At 73.2% G+C, this 19,802-nt stretch carries 17 protein-coding genes; 12 read left to right on the top strand and 5 right to left on the bottom strand.

Translation table 11 applies throughout. The features are described from left to right. Nucleotides 1-37: 37 nt before the first annotated feature. A complete protein-coding gene (locus ACFZB9_RS02795; RefSeq protein WP_391443142.1) occupies nucleotides 38-562 on the bottom strand; it encodes a hypothetical protein in 525 nt (174 codons plus the stop codon). Between the two features lie 225 nt (nucleotides 563-787). Between ACFZB9_RS02795 and ACFZB9_RS02790 the strand changes: the two genes are divergently transcribed. The 8 genes from ACFZB9_RS02790 (at nucleotide 788) to ACFZB9_RS02755 (ending at nucleotide 9,618) form a co-directional block, all read left to right on the top strand. Further along, nucleotides 788-2,128 carry a histidine kinase gene (locus tag ACFZB9_RS02790; protein ID WP_391443140.1) on the top strand — a complete coding sequence of 447 codons (1,341 nt, stop codon included), beginning with the start codon at nucleotides 788-790 and terminating at the stop codon, nucleotides 2,126-2,128. After that, nucleotides 2,116-2,760 carry a response regulator gene (locus ACFZB9_RS02785; protein WP_391443139.1) on the top strand — a complete coding sequence of 215 codons (645 nt, stop codon included), beginning with the start codon at nucleotides 2,116-2,118 and terminating at the stop codon, nucleotides 2,758-2,760. The genes ACFZB9_RS02790 and ACFZB9_RS02785 overlap by 13 nt, the downstream gene beginning before the upstream one ends. A gap of 2 nt (nucleotides 2,761-2,762) precedes the next feature. Beyond that, nucleotides 2,763-3,569 (top strand): DUF4097 family beta strand repeat-containing protein, encoded by an 807-nt coding sequence (locus ACFZB9_RS02780; RefSeq protein ID WP_391443137.1) that lies wholly within the window; start codon nucleotides 2,763-2,765, stop codon nucleotides 3,567-3,569. 264 nt (nucleotides 3,570-3,833) lie between these two features. After that, a complete protein-coding gene (gene dusB / locus ACFZB9_RS02775; RefSeq protein ID WP_391443322.1) occupies nucleotides 3,834-4,907 on the top strand; it encodes a tRNA dihydrouridine synthase DusB in 1,074 nt (357 codons plus the stop codon). Nucleotides 4,908-5,358: 451 nt separating this feature from the next. After that, on the top strand, nucleotides 5,359-8,178 hold the full coding sequence (ppdK, locus tag ACFZB9_RS02770; RefSeq protein WP_391443136.1) for a pyruvate, phosphate dikinase: 2,820 nt from the start codon (nucleotides 5,359-5,361) through the stop codon (nucleotides 8,176-8,178). Nucleotides 8,179-8,303: 125 nt separating this feature from the next. Then, nucleotides 8,304-8,738: a ribonuclease domain-containing protein gene (locus ACFZB9_RS02765; protein WP_391443135.1), complete on the top strand. Its 435-nt coding sequence runs from the start codon at nucleotides 8,304-8,306 to the stop codon at nucleotides 8,736-8,738. Between the two features lie 83 nt (nucleotides 8,739-8,821). Then, nucleotides 8,822-9,301 carry a hypothetical protein gene (locus ACFZB9_RS02760; protein ID WP_391443133.1) on the top strand — a complete coding sequence of 160 codons (480 nt, stop codon included), beginning with the start codon at nucleotides 8,822-8,824 and terminating at the stop codon, nucleotides 9,299-9,301. Next, complete coding sequence (locus ACFZB9_RS02755; protein WP_391443131.1) at nucleotides 9,298-9,618, top strand: transcriptional regulator; 321 nt, start codon at nucleotides 9,298-9,300, stop codon at nucleotides 9,616-9,618. Before ACFZB9_RS02760 ends, ACFZB9_RS02755 begins: the two co-directional genes overlap by 4 nt. 42 nt (nucleotides 9,619-9,660) lie before the next feature. Here the strand turns inward: ACFZB9_RS02755 and ACFZB9_RS02750 are convergent, their stop codons facing one another. Both ACFZB9_RS02750 and ACFZB9_RS02745 read right to left on the bottom strand, forming a co-directional pair. Next, nucleotides 9,661-10,665 carry a hypothetical protein gene (locus ACFZB9_RS02750; protein ID WP_391443130.1) on the bottom strand — a complete coding sequence of 335 codons (1,005 nt, stop codon included), beginning with the start codon at nucleotides 10,663-10,665 and terminating at the stop codon, nucleotides 9,661-9,663. A 101-nt stretch (nucleotides 10,666-10,766) separates the two neighbouring features. Continuing rightward, on the bottom strand, nucleotides 10,767-11,540 hold the full coding sequence (locus ACFZB9_RS02745) for a GNAT family N-acetyltransferase (RefSeq protein ID WP_391443129.1): 774 nt from the start codon (nucleotides 11,538-11,540) through the stop codon (nucleotides 10,767-10,769). Nucleotides 11,541-12,253: 713 nt separating this feature from the next. Between ACFZB9_RS02745 and ACFZB9_RS02740 the strand changes: the two genes are divergently transcribed. Together ACFZB9_RS02740 and ACFZB9_RS02735 are read left to right on the top strand one after the other, a co-directional pair. Beyond that, nucleotides 12,254-13,213, top strand: a complete 960-nt coding sequence (locus ACFZB9_RS02740) for a PAC2 family protein (protein ID WP_391443127.1) — start codon at nucleotides 12,254-12,256, stop codon at nucleotides 13,211-13,213. 140 nt (nucleotides 13,214-13,353) lie between these two features. After that, nucleotides 13,354-14,325: an SGNH/GDSL hydrolase family protein gene (locus ACFZB9_RS02735; RefSeq protein WP_391443126.1), complete on the top strand. Its 972-nt coding sequence runs from the start codon at nucleotides 13,354-13,356 to the stop codon at nucleotides 14,323-14,325. 71 nt (nucleotides 14,326-14,396) lie between these two features. On the opposite strand, the gene ACFZB9_RS02730 is transcribed toward ACFZB9_RS02735, so the two are convergent. Further along, nucleotides 14,397-15,701: an MFS transporter gene (locus ACFZB9_RS02730; protein WP_391443125.1), complete on the bottom strand. Its 1,305-nt coding sequence runs from the start codon at nucleotides 15,699-15,701 to the stop codon at nucleotides 14,397-14,399. After that, nucleotides 15,698-16,366 (bottom strand): helix-turn-helix domain-containing protein, encoded by a 669-nt coding sequence (locus tag ACFZB9_RS02725; RefSeq protein WP_391443124.1) that lies wholly within the window; start codon nucleotides 16,364-16,366, stop codon nucleotides 15,698-15,700. The genes ACFZB9_RS02730 and ACFZB9_RS02725 overlap by 4 nt, the downstream gene beginning before the upstream one ends. A gap of 119 nt (nucleotides 16,367-16,485) precedes the next feature. On the opposite strand from ACFZB9_RS02725, the gene ACFZB9_RS02720 reads away from it, so the two are divergent. Both ACFZB9_RS02720 and dnaG read left to right on the top strand, forming a co-directional pair. Then, a complete protein-coding gene (locus tag ACFZB9_RS02720; RefSeq protein ID WP_391443122.1) occupies nucleotides 16,486-17,838 on the top strand; it encodes a deoxyguanosinetriphosphate triphosphohydrolase in 1,353 nt (450 codons plus the stop codon). 22 nt (nucleotides 17,839-17,860) lie between these two features. Then, nucleotides 17,861-19,756: a DNA primase gene (gene dnaG / locus ACFZB9_RS02715; RefSeq protein ID WP_391443121.1), complete on the top strand. Its 1,896-nt coding sequence runs from the start codon at nucleotides 17,861-17,863 to the stop codon at nucleotides 19,754-19,756. The last annotated feature ends 46 nt before the right edge of the window (nucleotides 19,757-19,802 follow it).

Genomic DNA, 19,802 nt, shown 5'->3' with positions numbered 1-19,802 from the left:
CCGGGCCTTCGCTCAGCGCGCCCGACCCGGCCTTCGCTCAGCGCGCCCGGCCGGCCCGCAGCCGCTCGGTGCCGCCGTCGGGCCGGTGGGCCCGCACGTCCACCAGCGGCCCGGGCGCCCAGCCCAGCCAGAATTCGCCGCCGACCACCACCACCTCGGCAGGCCGCCAGGTGCGGCGCAGCCGGCCGCCGGTGAAGGCGACCTCCGGCGCGCTGCCGTCCGCGTCCACCCGCCCCCAGGCGAAGCCGGCCGCCGCCCCGCCGCCCGGCCCGGCCACCTCCACCACACCCGAGCCGTCCACCAGCCCCGCCGCGTCCACCAGCCCCGAGCCGTCGAGCCGCCCCGCCCCGTCGAACCGCCGCGCCCCGCGCAGCAGGTCCTCGCTGAGGCTGCTGGCCACCAGCACGTCGATCAGCTCGCCGTGCTCGTAGACCTCCAGCGCGGGGCGCGCGCCGCCGCCGGTCAGCCGGATCGACCAGGGTCCGTCCACCGGCCAGGTCCAGCCGGCCCGGGTGGTGTCCCCGGTCGGCCGGTCCTCGGCGGCCTCGCGTGCCGTGCCCATCTGCGCCACCCCGTTCACGTCCCTGCCCCGTCCGCCATCGCGTCGTGTGCCGCGTCCTGCCGCTCTGCCACGGCGCGCTCCGGGCGCCGACAGGCTCCAGCCTCCCGCCTGAGGGGTGCCGCCGTCGTTGTCGTGCACTGCCGTCTTGGGGGTGTACCTAGCTACACCCCCGGGCGGTATCCAGCTGCACTGCCCGCCCTCAGGCGCGCGCCCTAAGCTGTCCGGGTGATCAGGACCAGCTGGCGGCGCCGACTGCGCGAGGGGATGCGCCGGGGCACCGCGCACCCCAGCCTGGCCTGGCTCTGGTCCGGTCACGACGAGCGGCAGCCGGGCGGGGGGCAGCCGACCGACCGGCCTCACCTGCCCGGGGCCCGGTTCGCGCGGGCGCTGAGCGACCTGTGGCTGGTGGCGGCGGGGCTGCCCTTCCTGCTGCCGCTGCTGGTCGTGGCGACCTCCAACAAGCTGGTCAACTCGGTCTGTGTGCTGCTGCTGCTCTTCCTGCCGCTGCTGACCCGCGCCCAGCGCAGCCGGTTCCGGGCGCTGGGCGACCTGGAGATCCCCGAGCACCCGCCGCTGACGCCGCCCGGCACCTCGGCCCCGAAACGCTGGCTGGTCGCGCTCGGCTCGGAGTCGACCTGGCGCCAGGTCGGCTACCACGTGCTGATCGGCCCGACCCTGGCCCTCTTCGGACTGCTCGGCCTGCTGGGGCTGGGCGCGGGGCTGACCATGTCCACCGTCTTCGCCTGGCACGGGCTGATGCCGCACGGCAGCCTGGTGCGCAACGACCGCGGCCACGCGGTGATCGACCTGGTGCTCACCGCCCTCGGCGTGCTGCTGCTCTTCGTCGGCCCCTGGCTGGCCGTGCGCGCGGCCCGGGTGGACCGGCGGGCGGCCCGCGCGCTGCTCGGGCCGAGCCGGGCGCGCGAGCTGGAGCGCCGGGTCGAGGACCTGGCCGAGAGCCGGGCCGGCGTGGTGGACGCGGCCGACGCCGAGCGCCGCCGGATCGAGCGCGACCTGCACGACGGCGCCCAGCAGCGGCTGGTCTCGCTCGCGATGAATCTGGGCCTGGCCCGCAAGACCCTCAAGGACGTCCCGCCGGAGGCGATGCGGGTGATCGTCGAGGCGCACGAGGAGGCGCAGGCGGCCATCGTGGAGCTGCGCGACCTGGTGCGCGGGCTGCACCCGGTGGTGCTGGAGGACCGCGGCCTGGACGCGGCGCTCTCCGGCATCGCGGCCCGGGCCCCGCTGCCGGTGCGCCTGACCGTCAGCCTGTCGGCGCCGATGTCGCCCACCGTCGAGGCGGTCGCCTACTTCGTGGTCTCCGAGGCGCTGGCCAATGTGGCCAAGCACGCCCGGGCCTCCCGGGTCGACCTGTCGGTCGGCCAGCTGGGCCCGAGGCTGCGGATCGTGATCCATGACGACGGTGTCGGCGGCGCCGACGCCTCCCGGGGGACCGGCCTGACCGGGCTGCGCAAGCGCGCCGCCTCGGTGGACGGCACCCTCGCCATCAGCAGCCCCCTCGGGGGTCCCACCATCATCACTGTGGAGTTGCCGTGCGAGCTGTGATCGCCGAGGACTCGGTCCTGCTGCGGGTGGGCCTGGTCAAGGTCCTGGAAGCGGTGGGCTACGAGGTGGCCGCCGCGGTCGGCGACGCGGACGCGCTGCTGGTAGCCGTCGAGGAGCACCAGCCGCAGGTGGTGGTGACCGATGTGCGGATGCCGCCCGGCATGAGCGACGAGGGCGTGCGGGCCGCGCTGATGATCCGCCGGCAGTGGCCCGGGATAGCGGTGCTGCTGCTCTCCCAGTACGTGGAGGAGCGGTACGCGGCCGATCTGCTGGCCACGAACACCAGCGGGGTGGGCTATCTGCTCAAGGAGCGGGTGGCCAACGTGGACGACTTCCTGGAGGCGCTGGAGCGGGTCGCGGCCGGCGGCACCGCGCTGGACCCCGAGGTGGTCGCTCAGCTGCTGGTGCGCCGGCACCGCGATCCGCTGGAGCGGCTGACCCCGCGCGAGCGGGACGTGCTGGCGCTGATGGCCCAGGGCCACTCCAACGCCGCGATCGCCGGGGCGCTGGTGGTCAGCGACAGCGCGGTGGCCAAGCACATCAACAGCATCTTCACCAAGCTGGAGCTGCCGGCCGCCGATGCGACCCACCGCCGGGTGCTCGCGGTGCTCCGCTTCCTCGGGGAGGGCTAGCGGTGGCCTCGGCGCAGCAGGCCGCTGACCGGCCCGGGGGCGGTGAGCGACGGGCCTGGCGGGTGGTCGGCACGCTGGCCGGAGCAGGGGTGCTCCTCTTCGGCGCCGGGCAGACCTGGACCAGCCTGGTGCGCCAGACCAGCATCCGCCCGAACCTCTACCCGAGCACGGTCACCGCACTGGAGCTGGACCTGCAGAACGCGAACGCCACGATCACCGCCGGCGGTGACGACCAGCTGTCCGTCCAGGAGGCCGAGCGCTGGACGGTGAGCCAGCCGCAGATCAGCCGCGTCGTGGTGGGCAGCACGCTGAAGATCTCGGCCCGGTGCCCCAAGGTGCTGGGGATCAACGAGCCCTCCTGTTCGGTGGAGTTGGACATCGGTGCCCCGGCGAGCACCGCCGTGACGGTCCGGAGCACCTCGGGCGACACCAAGATCCGCGGCCTGAGCGGCGATCTGAGCCTGCGCACCACCTCCGGCTCGATCGAGCTGGACAAGGTCTCGGGCCGGGTCGCCGCCCAGCTCACCAGCGGCTCGCTCACCGCCCAGCGGGTCTCCTCCGCCCAGGTGCAGGCCCACACCACCTCCGGGTCGCTGGACCTGCAGTTCGCCGCCCCGCCGCAGAGCGTGTCGGTGACCGCCACCTCGGGGTCGGTCACCGCGGGGCTGCCGCCGGGTACCACCTACCGGCTCAACGTGCACGGTTCGGCCGACCTGGACCCGGCGCTGAACGACTCGAACGCGACCCGGTCGATCACGGCGAGCGTCGGCTCGGGGCACACCAGCCTGGGCTACACGACCGGCGGCTGACCGGGGCGGTCGAGCGGGGCGACCGGCCGGTCCTCAGGGGCGCTGCTCCGGGTGGGGGACAATGGAGAGTCCACTCCGCCCGCTCCCGCCGAGGACCCGCCGCGCATGACCGCCACGCCCGAAGCCCCCAACGCCCCTGCCGCGACCGAGGCCGCTGTGCCCGAGGCCGCGGCGACCCCGCCGAGCGAGCCCGCCCCCGGCGGTGAGTTCGCGACGCTCTCGATCGGCCCGCTGCGGGTCTGGCCCCCAGTGGTGCTGGCGCCGATGGCGGGGATCACCAACGCGCCGTTCCGCACCCTGTGCCGCGAGCAGTCCGGCGGCAAGGGTCTCTTCGTCAGCGAGATGATCACCACCCGGGCGCTGGTCGAGCGCAACGCCAAGACCATGCAGCTGATCCACTTCGACCCGAGTGAGAAGCCGCGCTCGATCCAGCTCTACGGCGTGGACCCGGCCACCGTCGGCAAGGCCGTGCGCATGATCGCCGAGGAGGACCTGGCCGACCACATCGACCTGAACTTCGGCTGCCCGGTGCCCAAGGTGACCCGCAAGGGCGGCGGCTCGGCGCTCCCCTACAAGCGCAACCTGCTGCGCGAGCTGCTGCGCGAGGCGGTGGCGGGCGCGGGCGGGCTGCCGGTCACCATGAAGATGCGCAAGGGCATCGACGACGACCACCTGACCTACCTGGACGCCGGGCGGATCGGTGCCGAGGAGGGCGTCTCGGCGATCGCGCTGCACGGCCGCACCGCCTCCCAGCACTACGGCGGCACCGCCGACTGGTCGGCGATCGCCCGGCTGCGCGAGGCGGTCCCGGCGCACATCCCGGTGCTCGGCAACGGCGACATCTGGTCGGCGCCGGACGCGCTGCGGATGATGCGCGAGACGGGCTGCGACGGCGTGGTGGTCGGCCGCGGCTGCCTGGGCCGGCCCTGGCTCTTCAAGGACCTGGTCGCCGTCTTCGAGGGCGTCACCGACCCGGTCCGCCCGAGCTTCGCCGAGGTCGGCGCCGCCATGCTGCGCCACGCCGAGCTGCTGGGCCGCTGGATCGGGGACGAGCAGCGCGGCGTGGTCGACTTCCGCAAGCACGTGGCCTGGTACACCAAGGGCTTCTCGGTCGGCTCCCAGCTGCGGGTCAAGCTGGCCACGGCCAGCTCGCTCGACGAACTGGCGGGCCTGCTCGCCGAGGTGGACCAGGAGCAGCGCTGGCCGGCCGGCGCGGACGGTCCGCGCGGGCGCACCAGTGGCAATGGACGGGTGGTCCTGCCGGAAGGCTGGTTGGACGATCCGTATGACTGTGCCGTGCCGGGCGTTGAGGCCGAATCGGACACCTCTGGCGGCTGATTCATCCAAAGCGTCGAAGTAGCCGCTCGAAGGCGGCGGGACGCGATGTCCCAGCCCTCTTGGCCAATCTGGCCAAGAGGGCTCCTTTCTGGCAGATTTTCCTTACGGAGCGCAGTCGGATCGGCGCGTTGGGCGACGAACGTACGAGTTTCGATACGTACGATGAGTGAGCCGCGTCCGTGACACTGGCCACACCGTGGCACGACTGACGGCATGTCAGGGGTGTCGAAAGTGCCACGGTGTCCAAATCGCTTCCCGAACGGGCGCCGCAGCCGATCGCCCCCTTGACTGCAGGAAATCAAGCCGGGGAAACAAGGTGGTCGCCTCACCGCTACCCTCCGTCCGATCCTGGTGATCTTCAGCGCCGATGCCTTCAAGACTTGAACGATCGCTAGCGTCAGCCGGACGATTTCAGCAACAGAGGTGAACGCCTTCACAAGCTTTTGATCTCATGGGTCGAGCCCGGCCCCCGGGATCGGACGGCCTGTCGACGGCGCGAAACCGCCTTCGAAATGGGTATGTTCTCCGGCGTCAGGGCAACCCCGTGCGAGGAGACCGACCCGTGGCGGCGACGCAGAAGTTTGTTTACTCCTTCACCGAAGGAAACAAGGACCTCAAGGACCTGCTGGGCGGCAAGGGCGCGAACCTGGCCGAGATGACCAACCTCGGTCTCCCGGTCCCCCCCGGGTTCACCCTCACCACCGAGGCCTGCAAGGTCTTCCTGGAGACCGGGGCCGAGCCGGCCTCGCTGAACCAGGAGGTCAGCGACCACCTGGCGGCCCTTGAGCAGCAGATGGGCAAGAAGCTCGGCCAGGCCGACAACCCGCTGCTGGTCTCGGTGCGCTCCGGCGCCAAGTTCTCCATGCCCGGCATGATGGACACCGTCCTGAACATCGGCCTGTCCGACGTCTCGGTCGCGGGCCTGGCCGCCCAGTCCGGCAACGAGCGGTTCGCCTGGGACTCCTACCGCCGCCTGGTCCAGATGTTCGGCAAGACCGTGCTGGGCGTCGAGGGCGAGCTGTTCGAGGAGGCGCTGGAGGAGGCCAAGCACGCCAAGGGCACCACCAGCGACCTGGACCTGGACGCCGCGGACCTCAAGGCGCTGGTCGAGACCTTCAAGGCGATCGTGCTGCGCGAGACCGGGCGGGAGTTCCCGCAGGAGCCGCGCGAGCAGATGGACCTGGCCGTCCACGCCGTCTTCCACTCCTGGAACGGCGACCGGGCCCGGCTCTACCGCCGCCAGGAGCGGATCCCCAACGACCTGGGCACCGCCGTCAACATCTGCTCCATGGTCTTCGGCAACCTCGGCGAGGACTCCGGCACCGGTGTCGCCTTCACCCGCGACCCCTCCACCGGCGCGGTCGGCGTCTACGGCGACTACCTCTCCAACGCCCAGGGTGAGGACGTGGTCGCGGGCATCCGCAACACCCTGCAGCTCGCCGACCTGGAGCAGCTGGACAAGAAGTCGTACGACGAGCTGATGGCGATCATGCAGAAGCTCGAACTGCACTACCGCGACCTGTGCGACATCGAGTTCACCATCGAGCGCGGCAAGCTGTGGATGCTGCAGACCCGGATCGGCAAGCGCACCGCCGCGGCCGCCTTCCGGATCGCCGTCCAGCTCGTCGACCAGGGCCTGATCGACCTGGACGAGGCGCTGCACCGGGTGACCGGCGGCCAGCTGGCCCAGCTGATGTTCCCGCGCTTCGCCCCGGAGTCCACCTCCAAGCAGATCGCCCGGGGCCTGGCCGCCTCGCCCGGCGCCGCGATCGGCAAGGTGGTCTTCGACTCCTACACCGCGGTCAAGTGGTCGCGCTCCGGCGAGAAGGTCATCCTGGTCCGCCGCGAGACCAACCCGGACGACCTGGACGGCATGATCGCCGCCGAGGGCATCCTGACCTCGCGCGGCGGCAAGACCTCGCACGCCGCCGTGGTGGCCCGCGGCATGGGCAAGACCTGTGTCTGCGGTGCCGAGGAGCTCGAGGTCGACACCAAGCGCCGCAAGATGATCACCGCCGACGGCCTGGTCATCGAGGAGGGCGAGGTCGTCTCGATCGACGGCGGCACCGGCAAGGTCTATCTGGGCGAGGTGCCCGTTCTGCCGTCCCCGGTGGTCGAGTACTTCGAGGGCACCCTGCACGCCGGCGCCGACGTCCAGGGCGGTCTGGTCCAGGCGGTGCACCGCCTGATGGCGCACGCCGACGTGCGCCGCCGGCTGGCCGTGCGGGCCAACGCCGACAACGCCGAGGACGCGAACCGCGCCCGCCGCTACGGCGCCCAGGGCATCGGCCTGTGCCGCACCGAGCACATGTTCCTCGGCGAGGAGCGCCGCAAGGAGGTCGAGCACCTGATCCTGGCGGACAACGACAAGGACCGCGAGCAGGCGCTCTCCACCCTGCTGCCGCTGCAGAAGAGCGACTTCGTCGAGCTCTTCCAGTCGATGGACGGGCTGCCGGTGACGGTCCGCCTGCTCGACCCGCCGCTGCACGAGTTCCTGCCCGACATCACCGAGCTGTCGGTGCGCGTCGCGCTCGCCGAGGCCCGCAAGGACCCCAACGAGAACGACCTGCGCCTGCTGCAGGCCGTGCACAAGCTGCACGAGCAGAACCCGATGCTGGGCCTGCGCGGTGTGCGCCTCGGCCTGGTCATCCCCGGTCTGTTCGGCATGCAGGTGCGGGCGATCGCCGAGGCGGCCGCCGAGCGCCGGCTGGCCGGCGGCGACCCGCGCCCCGAGGTGATGATCCCGCTGGTCGGCACCGTCCAGGAGCTGGAGCTGGTGCGCGACGAGTGCGAGCGGGTGCTGGCCGAGGTCGCGGTGTCCACCGGCGTCAGCCTGGACATCAAGCTCGGCACGATGATCGAGCTGCCCCGCGCGGCCGTCACGGCCGGTCAGATCGCCGAGGCTGCCGAGTTCTTCTCCTTCGGCACCAACGACCTCACCCAGACGGTGTGGGGCTTCTCCCGGGACGACGTGGAGGCCTCGTTCTTCACCGCCTACCTGGAGAAGGGCATCTTCGGGGTCTCCCCGTTCGAGACCATCGACCGTGACGGTGTCGGCGCGCTGGTCAAGCACGCGGTGAAGGAGGGCCGGGCGACCCGTCCCGACCTGAAGCTCGGCGTCTGCGGCGAGCACGGCGGTGACCCGGAGTCGGTGCACTTCTTCCACGAGGCGGGCCTGGACTACGTCTCCTGCTCGCCGTTCCGGATCCCGGTGGCGCGCCTGGAGGCCGGTCGCGCCGCCCTTGAGACTGCGGGCAGCGACTCACGCTGATCCGCACCCCCTCCAACGGGGAGGGGCGACCGGCGGTGCTCGGCGCAGGAGAACCGCCGGCCGTACAGAGCCGGGGCGGGTACGGACAACGGCGTCCGGACCCGCCCCGGCTCTACGCTGTTCGGATGCGTATGTCCAGCCGCCTCCGCCTGATCGCCGTCGTCGCCGTGCTGCTGTGCGCGGTGGCGGCCGCCGTCCTGTACGCGACGGGACGGCACCACGGCCCCGCCGGCCCCGCCGCCTCCGCGTCCCGGACGACCACCGCCGGCACGGCCGCCGCGGGCGGGGTCTGCCAGAGCCGGCTGCCCGGCCAGGCGCGCGACACCCTGGCGCTGATCGGCAAGGGCGGCCCCTACCCGTACCGCACGGACGGCGTGGTCTTCGACAACCGCGAGAAGCGGCTGCCCAAGGAGCCCAGCGGCTACTACCACGAGTACACCGTGGTCACCCCGGGCTCGGGGGACCGCGGGGCCAGGCGGATCGTCACCGGCGGCGCGGGCGAGGAGTACTGGACGGCGGACCACTACGCCACCTTCCAGCGGATCGACGCCCGCTGCTGAGGCGATGCCTGCCACCATTCACTTTCCAATCTGGAAACTATGTGCCACCCTGGAATCACGTTTCCATGCCAGGGGGTAGCAGCATGTCCACCGATTCCACCGCCGTACCGCTCGATCCCACCCAGGCGCTGGCGCTGGCCGAGCGCGCGCAGGCCGCCGCGGTGCGCCCGCGGCTGATGCCCGGCTGGTACGGGCCGGTGATCGGCGCGGTGCTCGCCGGCTACGGCGTGCTCACCGGTGTGGCGCAGGCCTATGACCTGACCTGGCTGATGATCCTCGACTGCGTGCTGATGGGCCTGGGGATCGGGCTGGCGGTCCAGCTCGCCGCGCGCAGTACCGGGGTGGTCAACCGGCCCACCCAGCTCGGCGGCTGGCGCGGCTTCGTCTTCGGCGGCACCGGGGCGGTGGTGCTGGCGGCCGGGGTCGGCGGGGCGATCGGCTGGGCGGTGCGGGGTGACGCCCTGGGGGCCGACGCCGCCGCGGGGGTGGCCGCGGGCCTGGCCATGTGGGTGCTCACGCTGCTGGCCAACCGCCGGGCCCGCCGGGAACCGGCCGCCGCGTGAACGCCATCGACCCGCTGCTGCAGCACCCCACCCGGCTGACCCTGCTGGCCTTCCTCTGTGGTTGCGCCGAGGCGGAGTTCGGGGTGGTGCGGGACTACTGCGAGGTCTCCGACTCGGTGCTCAGCAAGGCGGCCGGCGCCCTGGAGGCGGCCGGCTACCTGACCATGAAGAAGGGGTACGTGGGCAAGCGCCCGCGCACCTGGCTGGCCGCGACCAAGGCCGGCCGCGCCACCCTGACCGCCCATCTGGCCGCCCTGCAGGCGCTGGCCGCCGCCGCGGGCGCCGCGGGCGCGGCCGGCGGCGAGCCGGAGTCCTGACGCCGGGGCCCTTGCACCGGGGCCCTGACGCCGGGGGCCGCGCTAGCCGACCCGGGCCCTGGTCCAGGTGATCCGGTGGTAGGGCCCGTGCGGCCCGGTCGCCAGCAGGGTGCGCAGCTCGCGCAGCACCGTGGCCGAGTCGGTGCGCAGCTGGTGCGGAGTGGCGCGGACCACCGGCAGTCGGGCCGCCTGCAGGCGGTTGCCCCGGGTCAGGGTGCGCTCGTAGTCGGCCGGGCGCAGGTGCCAGGCCCGCGAGTCGATCTCCAGGGCCACGCAGGCCTGCGGCCAGAACGCGTCGGGGATCGCCAGGAACCGTCCGTCCAGCAGCAGCACCGGGTTCCACAGCGGCTCCGGCAGGCCGCCGCGGTGCAGCAGTTCGCGCGCCTCGCTCTCCGCGATCGAGTAGATCCCGCAGGTCAGCTCGTCGGCCACCTGCCGCACCTGGGGCAGCGCCACGGTGGCCGGCGGGCCGCCCAGCAGCCGGGCGAGCAGGTCGGCCCGCTCGCAGTGCCGGCCCTGCACCGCCTCCGCGCACAGCGCCCGGAACTGCCGGCTGCTGGTCAGGTACGGCGCGACGTCCGACAGCGCGCGCCCCACCCCGACGCTCCACAGGCCGTCGTCCCGCTCGAAGCCGGCCGGCAGCGTGCTCGATCTCGCCGGGGCGCGGTGCACCCGGACGAAGTCCCGGCTGGCCACCCGCCGCCCGGCCGGGATCAGGACGTCGACCATGTCGAGGTCCGAGGGGTGCCCGGCGCTGGTCAGCCCGGCGTCGGCCAGCACGGCCAGCCCGGTGAGCAGGACGGCGCCCGGCAGTGGCCGCTCGCCCTTCGGGGCGGCGTAGCTGAGCGCGGCGCGCAGTCGCTGATGCGGTGTCAGCCGTCCGCTCTGCAGGCAGATCACCCGGGGCAGGACCCGCTGCCAGGGCCCGCCCGGGCGCAGCCGGTGCGCGATGGTCCCCGAGGGGACCCCGTGTTCGATCAGCTGCGCGCGGGTGACGATGTGCTGCTGGTCGGCGCCGAGCAGCCGGACGGAATCGAGGGCAGTCATGGCGGGGTGGTGCCCAACAGAACGGTGGGTATGCGAAATATCCCCCGCAGGAGGTCACCGCTGCCGCAGGTTGACTCCGGCCCCCGCGGGGGCCGGTCCGGTCAGACCGTGATCAGCGAGGCGGTGCTCAGCGCACCGGGGACCAGCGAGCCGGCGTGTCTGACGCACTCCTGGTCGAGCTCGCGCCCCAGGCCCCGGTCGATCCGCCGCTCCGGCGCACTCGGCGCGATCGCGGCCGCGATCCGCAGCTCGATGATGTCGCGCACGGCCGGCCACTCGTCGGCCAGGATCGAGTAGAAGGCGGTGCTGCGCACCACCCCGTCCAGCCCCCGGCTGTGGGCCCGGCGCACCCCCTCGGAGGTGGCCCCGAGCCGCTCGATCGCCGCGCGCGAGCGCAGGTTGCGGGCGTCGGCCCGCAGCGAGATCCGCTGCACGCCCCAGGCCTCGAAGGCGTGGCGCAGCATCAGTAGCTTGGCCTCGGTGTTGATGCCGGTGCCCTGGGCGAGCGGGGAGAGCCAGGTGCGGCCGATCTCGGCGGCGTCCGGCACGGCGGTGGCCGGGTCGCCGACCGGGCCGGCGGGCAGCGGCGGCCAGACCACCGGGCCCTGCCAGTAGTCGAGTTCCAGGAACCGGGTGGAGCCGACCACCACACCGTCCGAGGCGCGCACGGTGGCGAAGGCGAGCGAGCGGCCCGCCGCCTGGTCGGCCCGCGCGGTGGCGATGAACTCGCGCGCGGCGTCCAGGTCCTGGGGGACGGCGGTGAAGGCGTACGTCGTGCGGTCCTTCGAGCCGGCTTCGGCCAAGGCCTCGGCGTGCTGCTCGGAGAGGGGCTCCAGCCGAACGGTGCGGCCGGTGAGGGTGACAGGTGCTGGCACGGAACCTTCGGTCCTTCGGCAGTCGGAGGGACCCTCGCGCCCGGGTGACGGGCGTCCGGGAGTGGACAGTTCGCCCCGCCCCGAGGTGTTCCACCACGCCCCGGGTACGCCGGAACTCGGCCGTACGGCGGGGTGGGGGTGGCCCGAAGGCAGGCAGCGCGGTGCCGGAGCGGGCACGGTGCACGGGACCGGTCCGGCGGGGAGGTGCGGGGGGACAGTGTGCGTCCGCGAGATGGCCGAGAGAGGAAGGAGTGCGCGAAGGGAAGCAGGCGGCCAGGTGAAGGCAAGGTGCGATGTGGGTGGCTGCTCGTGCATGGATCGGGACCGCGGCCCACGGCGTGACAGACGACGTGGCGACGACGCGATGATGCGTGGCAGCGAGAGGACCATACCCGGCTTGGCCCCGTGCGTCACTTCGCGGCACGCGGGTCGGCGGCGCAAGTGTCCTGATGCTACGCCCCGCCGGGCGCCGAGGGCCAGTGGCCCGCCGACTTTCCCCGCTCTGACCTGCGCCGATGCCCTGGCCGTGGGCAGGGAGCCGGGCCTGGGGCCCGGCCCGGGGATGAGAGGATTCCAGCGTTGCCCCGGCAGCCGGGAATGTCGGTGCCGCGCGGCACGCTGGTGTGTAGACCGGAACGCACCGCCGGCCGAGGTCGGCGGGGCGGGGAGTCCGGGCAGGTTAGGGCCGACGACGAGAAACGGTTGGGTGCGCGGTGCGTGATCCCGAGGCGCTGTACGAGCTGGAACCGCAGGGCATGGCGGCGGTGGCGGCTGCGAACGCGGCCGTGATGTCCACGACCGAGGGCGACGCCCCCGGCGGCCTGGTGCTGCTCTACCACTTCGAGGGCTTCATGGACGCGGGAGAGGCCGGCGAGCAGGTGATGACCCATCTGCTGGCCCAGGGCAGCCCGCAGGTGGTGGCCAGGTTCGACCACGATCGACTGGTGGACTACCGGGCCCGCCGTCCCGCGATGACCTTCGACCGCGAGAGCTGGACCTCCTACGACCCGCCGCAGATCCTGCTCCAGCTGGTCCAGGACGCCACCGGTGCCCCGTTCCTGCTGCTCACCGGCCCGGAGCCGGACGTCGAGTGGGAGGCCTTCGCGGCCGCGATCGCCGGCCTGGTGGAGCAGCTGGGGGTGCGCCTGGTGGTGGACTTCCACGGCATCCCGATGGGCGTGCCGCACACCCGCCCGGTCGGGCTGACCCCGCACGGCAACCGCCTCGACCTGGCCGCCGGCTACCCGCAGTGGTTCGAGAAGGCCCAGGTGCCCGGCAGCGCGCAGGCGCTGGTCGAGTACCGGCTGGCCGAGGCCGGCCACGAGGTGCTGGGCTTCGCCGTGCACGTGCCGCACTACGTGGCCCGCTCCCCCTACCCGGCCGCCGCCGTACTGATCCTGGAGGCCGTCCAGTCCGCCACCGGCCTGGTGCTGCCCGGCAACCAGCTGCGCGAGCGGGTCGGTGAGGTCTACGCCGACATCGAGGAGCAGCTGGCCCAGGGCGACGGCGAGCTGCGCTCGGCGATCCGCGGCATGGAGGGCCAGTACGACGCGGTGGCCGGTGCCGAGGGCCGCGAGAGCCTGCTGGCCGAGGCCGCCGAGCTGCCCTCGGCCGACGAGCTGGGCCGCCGCTTCGAGGAGTTCCTGGCCGAGCACGAGCGCGGCGAGCAGTAGCGGCGGGCGCGGTTCGCGCCCTCGGCGTTGTCGGAGCCGGGAGTCATCGGTGCCCGGTCGTTCGTTGCCCGGGTGGTGGTGACCGGCCGTCACCACCGGTTGGCCATGACCCCCATGGCAGTGCCGCCCGGGAGGCGCGTGTGATCGGCCGACCGAGGCGTGCCGGTCTGTCCGGCGTGGGTGTGCTGGCCGCACTGCTGGCGCTGGCCGGCTGCACCGGCGGCGCGACGCAGGCCGACCGGCAGCACCCTACGGTCGTCACGCCGAGCCCCACCGTGCCGAGCGGCCCGTACGTGGCGATCGGCGACTCCTACACCGCCGGACTGAAGGTCGACCCGGCGGGCGGCGGGGTCAAGGGCTGCTCCCGCTCGGCGGCCAACTACCCGTCCCTGGTGGCCGCGGGCCTGCACCTGGCGCCGGGCGGGTTCACCGACGTGAGCTGCTCCTCCGCCACCACGGCCGACCTCACGGCGGCCCAGCAGGTGACCGGTGGCAGCAATCCGCCGCAACTGGACGCGCTCAACGCCGGGACCGGCCTGGTCACCATCGGGATCGGCGGCAACGACGCGGGCTTCATGAAGGTGATGGAGCACTGCGCCGAGCAGGGCGTGGCCGCCACGCTGTTGCGGGCCATCGACCCCAAGGGCGCCAAGGACGCGCCCTGCCGGGACTCGTACACCGCGTCGGACGGCAGCGACAAGCTGGCCGGGGTGATCGGCACCGTCGGGGACAAGGTGGCCGGGGTGCTGGGCGAGGTCACCCGCCGGGCTCCGCACGCCAGGGTGTACCTGGTCGGCTACCCGGCGCTGCTGCCCACCGACCCGGCGAGCTGCGGTTCGCTGCTCGGCGGCGCGGTCACCGCCGGCGACCTGAGCTTCCTGGCCGCCCAGGAACAGCAGTTGAACGCGGTGCTGAAGGACCGGGCCAAGGCGGCCGGCGCGGTGTTCGTGGACACCTACACGCCCTCGCTCGGGCATGACATGTGCTCCGGCCAGTCGACCCGCTGGATCGAGCCGCCGTTCCCCGCCGCCGGACGGGCCCCGCTGCACCCGAACGCCGCGGGCCAGCAGGCGATGGCGGCGGCGGTGCTCAGGACCGTCCGCGGTGGCTGACGCCCGCTCAGGGCGGTGCCGCTGTTGGGGGTGGCGCTCGGGTTCTTCCTGGTCGAGCGCGCGCCGACGCCTCAGGCGGCCACGGCCCGCACGAGGGAACCCGCCGGCAGGTCGCGGTAGCGGCGCAGCGGGGAGAACCACAGGGTCAGGCCCGCCAGCGGTAGCGCGGCGCAGGTCAGCCACATCGCGGGCAGGACGCCGAGCCAATCGGCCAGTGCCCCGCCGAGCAGCGCTCCGAGCGGCATCAGGCTGTAGGCGAGGAACGAGCTGCTCGCGGTGATCCGGCCGAGCAGCTCGGCGGGGACGTAGCTCTGGGTGAAGGTGGCGCGCAGCACGTTGCCCGCCACCACGCCCGCCGAGACGGCCGCGCCGCCGATCAGGTAGCAGAGCATCCCGGCGCCGGGTCCGGTGAGCGGGATCAGCAGGACCAGGCCGGGCAGGCCGATCAGGAAGAAGAGCATCGCCCGGGCGGTGCCGAGCGCGGCGCCGACCCGGCGGGCCACCAGCGCGCCCAGGATGCCGCCGATGCTGGCGGCGCCGATCAGGGTGCCGAGCGCGCTCTCCGGCAGCTGGGCGCGGCCGAGCAGGAAGACCACCTGGATCGACTGGTAGGCCGTCAGGGCCAGGTTGCCCAGGGCCCCGTAGATCATGAAGCAGCGCAGCCAGGAGTCCCGGACGATCACCCGCAGGCCCTCGCCGACCTCGCTGAGCAGGGTCACCGGCTTGCGGTCGTCCGGCGCGGTGACCGCCTCGCGCTGCCGGATCGAACCGGTGCAGAGCAGCGAGACGAGGAAGGTCGCGGTGTTCGCCAGCAGGCTGTTGACCGGCCCGAAGACCTGTGCGAGGGCGCCGCCGGTGCCCAGGCCCACGATCTGCGCCGCCGAGGCGCTGCCCTGCAGCTTGGCGTTGCCCTCGGCGCGGTCCGGCTCGGCCACCAGGCTCGGCAGGTAGGCGGTGTAGGCGGTCTGGAAGAAGACGGTGCTGGTGCCGGCGCAGAGTGCGACGAGCAGCAGCTGGGGGTAGCTCAGCAGGCCGAGCACGGCGGCCGGCGGAACGGTCAGGTAGAGCAGCAGCGAGGCGGCGGCCGAGGCCAGCATGACGGTCCGCCGGCGCAGCCGGTCCACCCAGGCGCCCACCGGCAGGCCGATCAGCAGCCAGGGCAGCCAGGTGGCGGCGGGCAGCGCGGCGACCTCGAAGGCGCTGGCGTGCAGCCGGGTGACGGCGATCAGCGGTAACGCCAGGCCGGTGACCGAGGAGCCGTACTTGCCCGCCACCTCGCCGGCGAAGAGCAGCCTGAAGTCGCGGTGGCGGCGCAGCAGGCTGCGGCGGGGCGTGATCGCCCAGGAGGTGTCGGTGGTGGCGGTGGCGGTCTTCACTCGGACTCCTCGGTCGGTGCGGTCGGTGCGGTCGGTGCGGTCGGCCCGGTCGGTTCGGGCAGCATGGGCAGGACCTGGAACTGGATCAGGACGGGCTGGGCCCCGTCCGGCACGGGCGCCTCGGGATCGGGCACGTGGCGCCGCACCACGGCCAGCAACTCCTGCCCGAGGGCGTGGAGTTGGGAGGGGGTGAGGCGAACGTCGCCCCAGTCGGACATGTGCCCGGAGCCGACCCAGTCGCCGGTCAGCGGCACCGACAGGGCGCGCGCCGCCCGCCGGAAGGTCCGCTCCAGGTAGTGCTGCTGGTAGACCGACAGCGCCTGGCTGGTCTCCGGGTCCACCGACAGCTCGCGGGTGTTGAGCACCAGCGTGCGGTCCTTCCGTCGCCACCAGCGCTCGCGCTTGGTGCCGCGCCCCATCTCCTCCTCGATGTAGCCGTGCTCGGCCAGGTGGCGCAGGTGCCAGCTGACGGTGCCGGTGTTCTCGCCGAGCTGGGCGGCGAGCCTGGCCGAGGTGGCGGGGCCCTGGTCGCTGAGCAGGTCCAGGATCCGCATCCGCAGCGGGTGGGCGAGGGCGCGCAGGCTGCGCGGGTCGACGGTCCGGGAGTCGGACGGGCCGGTGGGGCCGGTGGGGCCAGTGGGTTCGGCCGGGGGCTCGTTGGTCATGATGCAGAGACTAGCTTGCAGAGGATCCTCTGCATGGGAGAATGTGCAGAGAGTTCTCTGCAATATTTCGAGCGTGCTGCGTCGGAACCGTCACAGTGGCGGCGTACGGTAGCTGTCATATGGACGCCACGTACGCTGCCGCGCACCAGGACCCGCACGACGACCCGCACGACGACCGACCTGACGGCCCATCGGGCGGCCGGCCCGACGAGCACGCCGAGGCCCGCTGGGTGCCCGAGCCGGACAAACGCCCCGGCCGCACCGCCTACCAGCGCGACCGGGCCCGGGTGCTGCACTCCGCCGCGCTGCGCCGACTGGCCGGCACCACCCAGGTGGTGGCCCCGATGCGCAGCGACTTCCCCCGCACCCGGCTCACCCACTCGCTGGAATGCGCGCAGGTGGGCCGGGAGTTGGGCGCCGCGCTGGGCTGCGACCCGGACCTGGTGGAGACCGCCTGCCTGGCGCACGACATCGGCCACCCGCCGTTCGGCCACACCGGCGAGGAGGCGCTGGACCAGGCCGCCAAGGAGTGCGGGGGCTTCGAGGGCAACGCCCAGTCGCTGCGCATCCTGACCCGCCTGGAGCCCAAGCGCTTCGCTCCGCTCGACGAGGCCCCGGTCCGGCTGGCGCCCCGCCCCGGGCGCAGCGTCGGCCTCAACCTGAGCCGGGCCGCGCTGGACGCCGCCACCAAGTACCCGTGGCCGCGCGGCGGCCACCCCCTCGACCCGGACTCCGCCAAGTTCGGCGTCTACGCCGACGACCTGCCGGTCTTCCGCTGGCTGCGCTCGGGGGCCCCGCAGGGCCGCAGGTGCTTCGAGGCCACCGTGATGGACTGGTCGGACGACGTCGCCTACTCCACCCACGACGTGGAGGACGGCCTGTACGCCGGGCACATCGACCCGGCCGCGCTGCGCAGCGCGGACGAGCGGGCCGAGCTGTTCAAGGTGGCCGAGCGGTACGCGCCCGGCGCCGAGCCCGAGGAGTTCGGCGCGGCACTGGACCGCCTGCAGGCCGAGGAGTGGTGGCCCGCCTCCTACGACGGCTCGCCGCGCAGCCGGGCCGGGCTCAAGGACATGACCAGCCAGCTGATCGGCCGGTTCTGCCTGGCCGCCGAGCAGGCGACCCGGGCGCGCTACGGCCCGGGAAGGCTGACCAGGTACGCGGCCGAGCTGGTGGTCCCCATCGGCGTACGGCTGGAGTGCGCGGTGCTCAAGGCCGTCGCCGTCCGCTACGTGATGCAGCGCGACGAGCAGGCCCAGCTGCGGACCCGGCAGCGGATCGTGATCGCCGAGCTGGCCGAGCTGCTGGCCGCCGGCGACCCGGCCGACCTGGACCCGGTCTTCGCCGCCCAGTACGCCGAGGCCGAGGACGACCAGGGGGCGCTACGCGCCGTGATCGACCAGATCGCCACCCTCACCGACGCCTCGGCGCTGGCCTGGCACGCCCGCCTGGTTTCCGCCGCCCGGCCCTGACCCGACCCCGTACACTTCCAAGGTGGCGGGACGGATCAGGGATGAAGACGTACAGGCGGTGCGCGACGCGCTGCCCATCGACGTGGTCGTCGGCGACTACGTGCAGCTCACCAACGGCGGCGGGGGCCAGCTGAAGGGCGTCTGCCCGTTCCACGACGAGAAGTCCGCCTCCTTCTACGTCAGTCCGAGCAAGGGTGTCTTCCACTGCTTCGGCTGCCAGGAGAGCGGCGACACGATCTCCTTCCTGATGAAGATCGAGCACTTCTCCTTCGCCGAGGCCGTCGAGCGGATGGCCACCCAGGCCAACATCACGCTGCGTTACGAGGAGGGCGGCTACTCCTCGCGCGGGCAGCAGGGTGAGCGCACCCGGCTGGTGGAGGCCCACAAGGTGGCTGCCGCCTGGTACCGCGAGCAGCTGGAGACGCCGGAGGGCCAGATCGGCCGCTCCTTCCTGGCCGAGCGCGGCTTCGATGCCGAGGCGGCCGCGCGGTTCGGCGTCGGCTACGCCCCGGCCGGCTGGGAGCACCTGGTCCGCTATCTGCGCGGCAAGGGGTTCACGGACCGGGAGATCCTGCAGGGCGGCCTGGCCTCGCAGGGCCAGCGCGGCGGGCTGATCGACCGCTTCCGTGGCCGTCTCGTCTGGCCGATCAGGGATGTGGCGGGCGAAGTGGTCGGCTTCGGCGCGCGCCGGCTGCGCGAGGACGACAACGGGCCCAAGTATCTCAACACCCCCGAGACGCCGATCTACAAGAAGTCGCACGTGCTGTACGGCATCGACCTCGCCAAGAAGGAGATCGCCAAGACCGGGCGCGCGGTGGTGGTCGAGGGCTACACCGATGTGATGGCCTGTCATCTGGCCGGTGTCACCACGGCGGTGGCCACCTGCGGTACCGCCTTCGCCGAGGATCACATCAAGATCATCCGTCGGCTGCTGATGGACACCAGCCAGTACCGCGGCGAGACGGTCTTCACCTTCGACGGCGATGCGGCCGGCCAGAAGGCCGCGCTGCGCGCCTTCGAGGACGACCAGAAGTTCGCCGCCCGCACCTCGATCGCGATCACTCCCGACGGCATGGACCCGTGCGAACTGCGGCTGGCCCAGGGCGAGGAGGCGGTCCGCGAGCTGATCGCCAACCCGGTGCCGCTCTTCGAGTTCGCGCTGCGCTCCACCGTCGCCCGGCACCGGGTGGACGCGGCCGAGGGCCGCGCCGCCGCGCTGGAGGAGGCGGCCCCGATCGTCGCCAAGATCAAGGACCCGTCGATCCGGCACGAGTACGCGGTCCAGCTCGCCGGTCTGCTCGGCATCCTGGACGAGCAGTTCGTGGTCCGCCGGGTGGGCCAGATCTCCCGCTGGCAGCGCGAGTCGCCGCAGCAGGGCCGCGGCCAGCAGCGCAGGATCGAGCCGCAGGTCGCGCCGTCCCGGCCGGTGCTGCGTCTGGACCCGCGCGACCCGGCCCAGTTCGTCGAGCGCGAGCTGCTCAAGCTCGCGCTGCAGCACCCCGAGCTGGTCAGCCCGGCCTTCGACCAGTACGCCGAGGAGGAGTTCACGGCCCCGCCGTACGCGGCCGTGCGCCGGTCGATCGGCAAGGCCGGCGGCACCACCTACGGTGCCGCGCTGCCGCACTTCCTCACCCAGGTCCAGGAGATCGCCGAGAACGACCAGATCCGCTCGCTGATCAACGAGTTGACGGTCGAGCCGGTGCGCACCCGGCGCAAGCCGGACGAGATCTACGCGGGCGAGTTCCTGGTCAAGCTGCGCCGTGCCTCGGTCAGCCGCCGGGTCCAGGAGGTCCGGGCCCAGCTCCAGCGGCTGGGCAACCGCGCCACGGCCGAGGAACTCGGTCCGGTGCAGCAGGAGTTGTGGGCACTGCAGCAGTACGACGACAACCTGAAGACGCGCGGGCCCGCCGGGCTGTGACCCGCGGGCCGGCCCGGGCGGGCGGCTGGTGACGGATTTTCAGCAT

It is taken from the genome of Kitasatospora sp. NPDC008050 (genome assembly GCF_042957465.1).
GTDB lineage: Bacteria > Actinomycetota > Actinomycetes > Streptomycetales > Streptomycetaceae > Kitasatospora.
The sequence above is the reverse complement of the archived record's forward strand: the minus strand, read 5'-3'. Positions and strand labels throughout refer to the sequence as shown.

Coding starts and splice junctions, on each gene's coding strand:
- ACFZB9_RS02795 (WP_391443142.1), bottom strand. CDS start 562: ATGGGCACGGCACGCGAGGCCGCCGAGGACCGGCCGACCGGGGACACC.
- dusB (WP_391443322.1), top strand. CDS start 3,834: ATGGCGGGGATCACCAACGCGCCGTTCCGCACCCTGTGCCGCGAGCAG.
- ppdK (WP_391443136.1), top strand. CDS start 5,359: ATGGGTCGAGCCCGGCCCCCGGGATCGGACGGCCTGTCGACGGCGCGA.
- ACFZB9_RS02765 (WP_391443135.1), top strand. CDS start 8,304: ATGCGTATGTCCAGCCGCCTCCGCCTGATCGCCGTCGTCGCCGTGCTG.
- ACFZB9_RS02760 (WP_391443133.1), top strand. CDS start 8,822: ATGTCCACCGATTCCACCGCCGTACCGCTCGATCCCACCCAGGCGCTG.
- ACFZB9_RS02750 (WP_391443130.1), bottom strand. CDS start 10,665: ATGACTGCCCTCGATTCCGTCCGGCTGCTCGGCGCCGACCAGCAGCAC.
- ACFZB9_RS02725 (WP_391443124.1), bottom strand. CDS start 16,366: ATGACCAACGAGCCCCCGGCCGAACCCACTGGCCCCACCGGCCCCACC.
- ACFZB9_RS02720 (WP_391443122.1), top strand. CDS start 16,486: ATGGACGCCACGTACGCTGCCGCGCACCAGGACCCGCACGACGACCCG.